The sequence below is a fragment of the Thiohalophilus sp. genome (assembly GCF_031581315.1).
Lineage (GTDB): Bacteria > Pseudomonadota > Gammaproteobacteria > UBA6429 > Thiohalophilaceae > Thiohalophilus.
In genome coordinates this window covers 1-6406 of record NZ_JAVLAZ010000113.1, presented here as the reverse complement: position 1 = coordinate 6406, position 6406 = coordinate 1, and the positions used below count along the sequence as shown (strand labels likewise).

The 6406-nt window shown below is 58.4% G+C and carries 6 protein-coding genes; 1 reads left to right on the top strand and 5 read right to left on the bottom strand.

The window, feature by feature from the left end:
* The 5 genes from RI563_RS12085 to RI563_RS12065 all read right to left on the bottom strand — a co-directional run.
* Positions 1-398, bottom strand: a 398-nt coding sequence (locus RI563_RS12085; protein WP_310694636.1) for a methyltransferase domain-containing protein, incomplete at its 3' end; no start/stop codon positions are given.
* 113 nt (positions 399-511) lie between these two features.
* Entirely contained in the window at positions 512-994 is a 483-nt protein-coding gene (locus RI563_RS12080; RefSeq protein WP_310694635.1) for a universal stress protein, read from the bottom strand.
* 2 nt (positions 995-996) lie between these two features.
* Positions 997-2835 (bottom strand): SulP family inorganic anion transporter, encoded by a 1839-nt coding sequence (locus RI563_RS12075; protein WP_310694634.1) that lies wholly within the window; start codon positions 2833-2835, stop codon positions 997-999.
* A gap of 261 nt (positions 2836-3096) precedes the next feature.
* A complete protein-coding gene (locus RI563_RS12070; RefSeq protein ID WP_310694633.1) occupies positions 3097-4404 on the bottom strand; it encodes a HAMP domain-containing sensor histidine kinase in 1308 nt (435 codons plus the stop codon).
* On the bottom strand, positions 4388-5077 hold the full coding sequence (locus RI563_RS12065) for a response regulator transcription factor (protein ID WP_310694637.1): 690 nt from the start codon (positions 5075-5077) through the stop codon (positions 4388-4390). The genes RI563_RS12070 and RI563_RS12065 overlap by 17 nt, the downstream gene beginning before the upstream one ends.
* Positions 5078-5267: 190 nt before the next feature.
* On the opposite strand from RI563_RS12065, the gene RI563_RS12060 reads away from it, so the two are divergent.
* Positions 5268-6406 (top strand): transglycosylase SLT domain-containing protein (locus RI563_RS12060; RefSeq protein ID WP_310694632.1); only part of this gene is annotated, 1139 nt, incomplete at its 3' end.

Here is a 6406-nt window from a genome sequence, read left to right as displayed (position 1 = left end):
ACCTCCCGCAGGACGGTGTGCGGATCATCCGAAAACTCCAGCACGTGGGATAACACCACCACATCCAGGCTATCCGGGGTAAACGGCAGGGCTGTCGGCTGCAGGCACAAGCCTCGCTCATCCCGGTCCGCCGCGCGGCTGTCGGGATCGAGCCGGGTGCGCATGCGGTGATTGACCCGACTGGCCCGGAGCATCGCCGCGTCCGCGGGACTGCCCAGATGCAGGAGATGGTAACCGAACAGATTGACCAGTTCTGTATCCAGCTGTTGCTGCTCTTGCTCTCTGGTGAGCTGCCCCAGATCCGTGTCATACCACTGCGCCAGATCGTGCCAGAGCTGATCACCGTGTTCGCAGCGGTGGAACATAACGGGTTGATCGGAGCGACGGCGAAACAGCATGAACATCCTGTTTGAGCGGTGACAATGAGGACAAACAGTATGCCTGCAGAAGCAGATACTGGGAATACCTTATACCGGGGTTACAGGAGACTACGCAGCTTGCCTGTCGCTATTCAGGTAAGCCGGGTCATCCAGCGCAACAATCTGCCTGGTGACAACGACACCCCGGTCTGCACGGCCAGGATGTCCCAGGCCGGTTCACGACCCGGTAACAGGGCACCCAGCACAGAGGATCGTTGCAGACCATAATCGACACCGTCGGCCAGGACGATCAGGTCGGGACGCCACTCCCGGGCAAATGCGGGAAGAATTTTCGTCGCCTTGCCGGCAAGTACCTCTCCCCTCACCTCGGCCGCGCCGGCCCGTTTGAGCAGCTGTTCAAGTCGTTCCTGCATTTGCGCGGCGATTTGACGCTGTAGTTGCTGCGGCGTCAAAAACGGCACATGATCGCTCTCGAAGCCCGTCGAATAATATACCGCATGCAGCACCACCAGTTGCGCATCCAGCGCCATGGCCATGTGATGGGCTCGACGAACGATCTGCTCGCCCTGGCGGTTAAGCTCGATGGGGGCAAGGATTCTGCGATAATTTGCCATCATCAACGCCCTGCTCCCACTTTCGGCAACGGCCGGCCTGTTTCAGACTCAGACTGTTCCGTGGTATCAGCCGCCGGCGCGCCACACTCGCGGAACACCCGCAACTGACAGGATTCACAAACCTGTTTGTCGAGCTTGCTGAAGATATACCGCAGTGCATCGGTTTTTGACTGAAAACAGTTTTCATGCCCGATTTCATCAGCATAACCGCCGCGCTCGAGGAACTCACGCACCTGTTCCTTGGCACGGATCACATACAACCCGCCGCCTGCCTGGCGGCGTTTGCTGGCTTCATTGACCAGAAACTCGGCGCCGGCGATATCGATGAAATTGATTCCGCTTGCGACAATAGCCAGATGCTTGCGCTTGTCGGCCTCCGGTAACTTTTGCAACTGTTCCTGCACATGACTGATGGCACCAAAAAACAGCGAGCCATCGATGCGGATGATGCGCAGTTGCGGACATTCCGACAGCTCACCCTGCACAGTCACAAACTTGCGCCGCGGCGAATCAGGATCGGGGACCCGCGCCAGCACATTCGGGCGGGAGGTCCGGCTCAAATAAATCCCCAGCGACAGCATCACACCGAGCATGATGGCGGTTTCCAGATCGAGCAACAACGTGGCGAAAAAGGTCGTTGCCATAATCGCGGCTTCCGAACGGCTGACGCGCAGGATCTGTCGAATATGATGAAAGTCGATCAGCCCCCAGGCAACCAGAAACAGGATGGCCGCCATCGCGGCATTGGGCAGATAAGCGACCAGCGGCGCGACAAACAGGACGATCAGCATCAGTAACAGTGCGGCGATGATCGAGGCCAACGGCGTTCTGGCACCGGCTTCGTAATTGAGTCCGCTGCGGTTGAAGGAGCCCGTTGCCACATACGCGGAAAAGAAACTGCCCACGATATTCGACAGTCCCTGGCCGATAAACTCCTGATTGCCGTCGATCTGCTGACCGCTGCGTACCGCCAGCGCCCGGGCGATTGAGACCGCCTCGGTGAGTGCCAGCAGAGTCACCGCAATGACACCGGGGGCCAGTTCACGCAGGGTATCCATTGAAAAATCGGGGCTGGATAAGGGCGGCAACACGGCGGGCAACGCACCGACAGCCGGTATACTGGCCTGGGACCCGATCAACTGACTCAGGATAACCGCCGCCAGACTGCCGCCCAGCATGGCAACGACCATATAGGGTGCCCTGGGAAACAGCCGCCGTGTAGCGATACCCAGTATCAGCGTGATCACGCTGACTGTCAGGACATAGGGATTCACATCGGTGATCTGCAGCGCAAACTGCTTCAGGGTTTCAATGAAATCGGCGCCCCGGGTAATCTCAATACCAAAAAAATGTTGTATCTGCTTGGTCGCGATCAAAATAGCCGCGCCGGCGGTGAATCCGATCACCACCGAGTGGGAGATAAAGTTGACCAGGGTGCCCAGCTTGGCAAATCCCATGACCAGCTGCACGACGCCCACCATGAAGGTCAACGTCAGCGCCAACTGGACATAGAGAGCCGTGCCGGGTTCGGCATGGGCGCTCAGAACAGAAAACAACACAATCGAAGCCGCGGTAGTGGGCCCGGACACCAGATGCCAGGAAGAACCGAACAACGCGGCCACAATTGCCGGCACCATGCCGGCGTAGAGACCGTATTCCGGCGGCATACCGGCAATGGTGGCAAAGGCAACGCCTTGCGGCAGCACGACGATGGCGCCGGTCAGCCCGGCGAGAAAATCGACACGCAGGGTCGTCCGGTTGACGTTCGGCCACCAGCTGAACATGGGAAGCCAACGCCACCAGCCGGCATATCGCCGGCTCGCGAGAGTTTTTCCAGCCATTTATATAACCTGAAAGACAAAGAAGTTGAGGTCCGGCACCGAGGGCCGAACAGGTCGGGCGCTAGGATAACGAAGCCTCTGTCAAGACAACGTCAAGACCGGGTCAAAAACAGGTTAAGGGAAGGATCATTTCTGCCGGATTACCGGCCAGGGAGAACCCTGGCGCCGCTGTATAGCACCGATCTGCCGCCAGGATGAATCAGGAGGTAGCGCCAACCCGCAAGGGTTCGGGATGACGCCACCAGAGCAGGAAAAACGGGGTTATGCCGGTTGTTTGTCCGGCGTTTGAGCCCCCGCAGAGGGCGTGTCCCGGGGAAAATGGAGCTCGGCGCGGGTTCCGCTCCCCTCCCGGCTCTCCAGCCGTATTTGCCAGCCGTAGTGATCACATATCCGTTTTACCAGGGAAAGTCCGATACCCGCTCCTTTGGGAGTCCCCTTGAAATGACGCTGAAACAGCTGATCCTGATGGCGTGCCGGAATCCCGCCCCCGGTATCCTCCACTACCAGCCGATCATCGAACAGGCTGACCCGCACTTCGCCCTGTTCGGTATAGGTGAACGCATTGCGCAACAGGTTGCTGATGACGATATACAGCAGTCCCCGCTCGCAGCGAAGTTGCAGAGCGGGCGCCCGACTTTCCCGCACCAATTCGACCGACTTGTTCTGAATCAGATAGCGATGCTTGTCCAGGGATTCGTTCAGAACTTCTGCGACCGGACACAGATTCGACGCCGTCTCTCCCGATTCTTCCCGCGCCATCAACAGCAACGCCGTTCCCAGATCGGTCATGTCATGGCTCGCCCGTTCGATTCGCTCCAGTCTTTCCCGGTGCCGGCTGGAAAGCGTCTCGTCCTCGAGCAGGACCTCGGTCGCTCCCTGGATGACCGCCAGCGGAGTGCGTAATTCATGGCTGAGATCCGCCGCCAGCATCCGTTCCCGTTCCACAAAGGCGCGCAAGCGCGAAATGTAACTTTCAAACACCCGGGCCAGTTCCCCGACCTCATCATCAGGAAAATTATCCGCCAGACAAACCGGGGACTGTTCCGCACTGCTGCTTCGCACACACTGGGCCAGTTCGGTTACCGGCGCGATCACACGCCCGGCGAACCAGAAGCCAATGGCGGCGGAAAGCAATCCCATGAGCAGCACACCGCCGCCGAGAAAAAACAGAAACCGGTTTTCCCGCCGCTCCTGTAACGAGATATCGTGCAGCAGAAAATAACGTTCTCCCAGCCGATCCATCACCACCACCCGGTAGGGCGTCTCACCCAGCTGCAGATCGTGCCAGCCCGGTTGCAGTTGGCGTAATTCGACGGGAATCGAGGAAAGATCGTCATGGGCCGAGACATAACCATGCACGGTTACGGTAGAGGGCGGTATCGAGACCGGATTACGTTCCCGGCGAGCCATATAGTCATCCAGCTCCGCCGTCAGGGTTTCGTCGATCAAGCGCTGGCTGACATCGTGCGCGGCAAAATAGAGCGTTGCGGCAAACAGCAGACTGACCAGGCTGCTGAGGGCGGCAAAACCGACGGCTACCCGGTAGCGCAGACTATGTTGAAACCGCATCAGGATCCACCAGTTGATAACCAAATCCACGCACCGTCCTGATCATGGCCCTGTCAAAAGGCCGATCCACGGCCGCCCGCAGCACGTGCATGTGTGCCCGCAAGGCGTCACTGTCGGGCGGCGTATCGCCCCAGATCGCCCGCTCGAGTTCCTGCCGCCAGACCACCTCCGGTGAGTGCCGCATCAATATTTCCAGAAGCTTGAGTGCGATGGGCGGAAGTTCAATGTCACGGCCGGCGCGCCGCACCGCCAGGGAGCCAGGATCAAAGCTCAGCTCCCCGATCTGCAGCAGCGGCTTGCCGGTCTCCGTGATCTTTCTACGCGCCAGTGCGAGCAAACGCATCTCCACCTCGCGCATGGCAAACGGTTTGACGACATAGTCATCGGCACCACTTTCGAATCCGGCGATTTTATCTTCCAGGGACTCCCGGGCGGTCAGCATCAGTATTGGCGTGGTACGGTGACCTTCGGTGCGCAATTTTCGACACAGGGTCATCCCATCCATACCGGGCAACATCAGATCCAGGATAATCACGTCATAGTCATTAACCAGTGCAAGATGCAACCCGGTAATCCCGTCCGCGGCCGCATCCACCTGGTGCGATTTGGCTTCCAGATAGTCAGCCAAATTTGCCGCCAGATCCGGGTTATCTTCGATAACAAGAATTCGCAACGAATGTTTCATTAACTGACTGTTTTCACTCTGATTTGAGACTGGTACTCATTTATCCGGGATTTTACCCCAGAAACCCTTTCTTTGCGCTCCCGGCGGGAGCTCATCGCACTTGACCACCTGGTTCACAGTTTTTACTATCGGGTTTAACTATAGTCAGTACCCAACCCCTTGAATTGAAAATAACAACATGACGCGCATACTGATCGTTGTTCTGCTGACGGCGGCCATGAGCGGCTGCGCCCTGCCCTCATCTTCACCCACCGACACGCAAGTCGAACCCGCTGCCAGGACGCCGGAGCATGTCTCGACAGTCGTGGGTGATGCACCGTTTCCGCTGTTGATGCGTGATGAGACGATTGTTTCCCAGCTGTCGGACGAGCCGGCACCACCCCCGGATATCTGGCAACGAATTCGTACCGGATTTGACCTGCCGGACAGTGACCATCGGCGCGTCGAGCAACAACTCAGCTGGTATGCCCGCAACCCCGAATACATGCAGCGGGTGGCCCAACGCGCCCGGCCCTACTTGTACTATATCGTCGAGACGCTCGAGCAGTATGACCTGCCCCTGGAGATTGCACTGCTGCCGATCGTCGAGAGCGCCTTTCAACCGTTTGCCTATTCTCATGGGCGGGCCTCGGGGATCTGGCAATTCATTCCTGCCACCGGCCGTCTTTACGGTTTGAAACAGAACTGGTGGTACGACGGTCGCCGCGACATTTATGCCTCAACCGAGGCCGCCGCCAAATTTCTCAAACGCATGCATGACTATTACGACGGTGACTGGATGCATGCCCTGGCGTCCTATAACTCCGGTATCGGCAACGTGAATCGTGCCATTCGCCGTAACAAAGCTCGTCAGCGCCCGATCGATTTTTTCTCGCTGAATCTTCCGCGTGAGACCGAAGCCTATGTCCCGAAACTGCTGGCACTGAAAAAGCTGATCGCGGCGCCACAGGATTACGGCATTCAGCTCGATCCAATTCCCGATGAGCCCTATTTTGCCCGGGTCGACATTCAGGGGCAGATCGATCTGGCCAAGGCCGCCGAGCTGGCCGAACTGGACCTGGATGAACTCTATCGGCTCAATCCCGGCTACAACCGCTGGGCGACGGCACCCGACGGACCGCATTACCTGCTCCTGCCCATCGAGTCGGTCGCGACCTTTGAAACGCGCCTGGCTGAACTGGACCGTCACCAGATGGTCACCTGGCAACGCCATCGCATACGCCAGGGCGACACCCTGAGCGGCATTGCCGATCGTTACAACACCAGCATCAATACCATCAAGCGCATCAACCGGCTGCGCGGCAACCTGCTGCGCGC

Coding starts and splice junctions, on each gene's coding strand:
- RI563_RS12080 (WP_310694635.1), bottom strand. CDS start 994: ATGGCAAATTATCGCAGAATCCTTGCCCCCATCGAGCTTAACCGCCAG.
- RI563_RS12075 (WP_310694634.1), bottom strand. CDS start 2,835: ATGGCTGGAAAAACTCTCGCGAGCCGGCGATATGCCGGCTGGTGGCGT.
- RI563_RS12070 (WP_310694633.1), bottom strand. CDS start 4,404: ATGCGGTTTCAACATAGTCTGCGCTACCGGGTAGCCGTCGGTTTTGCC.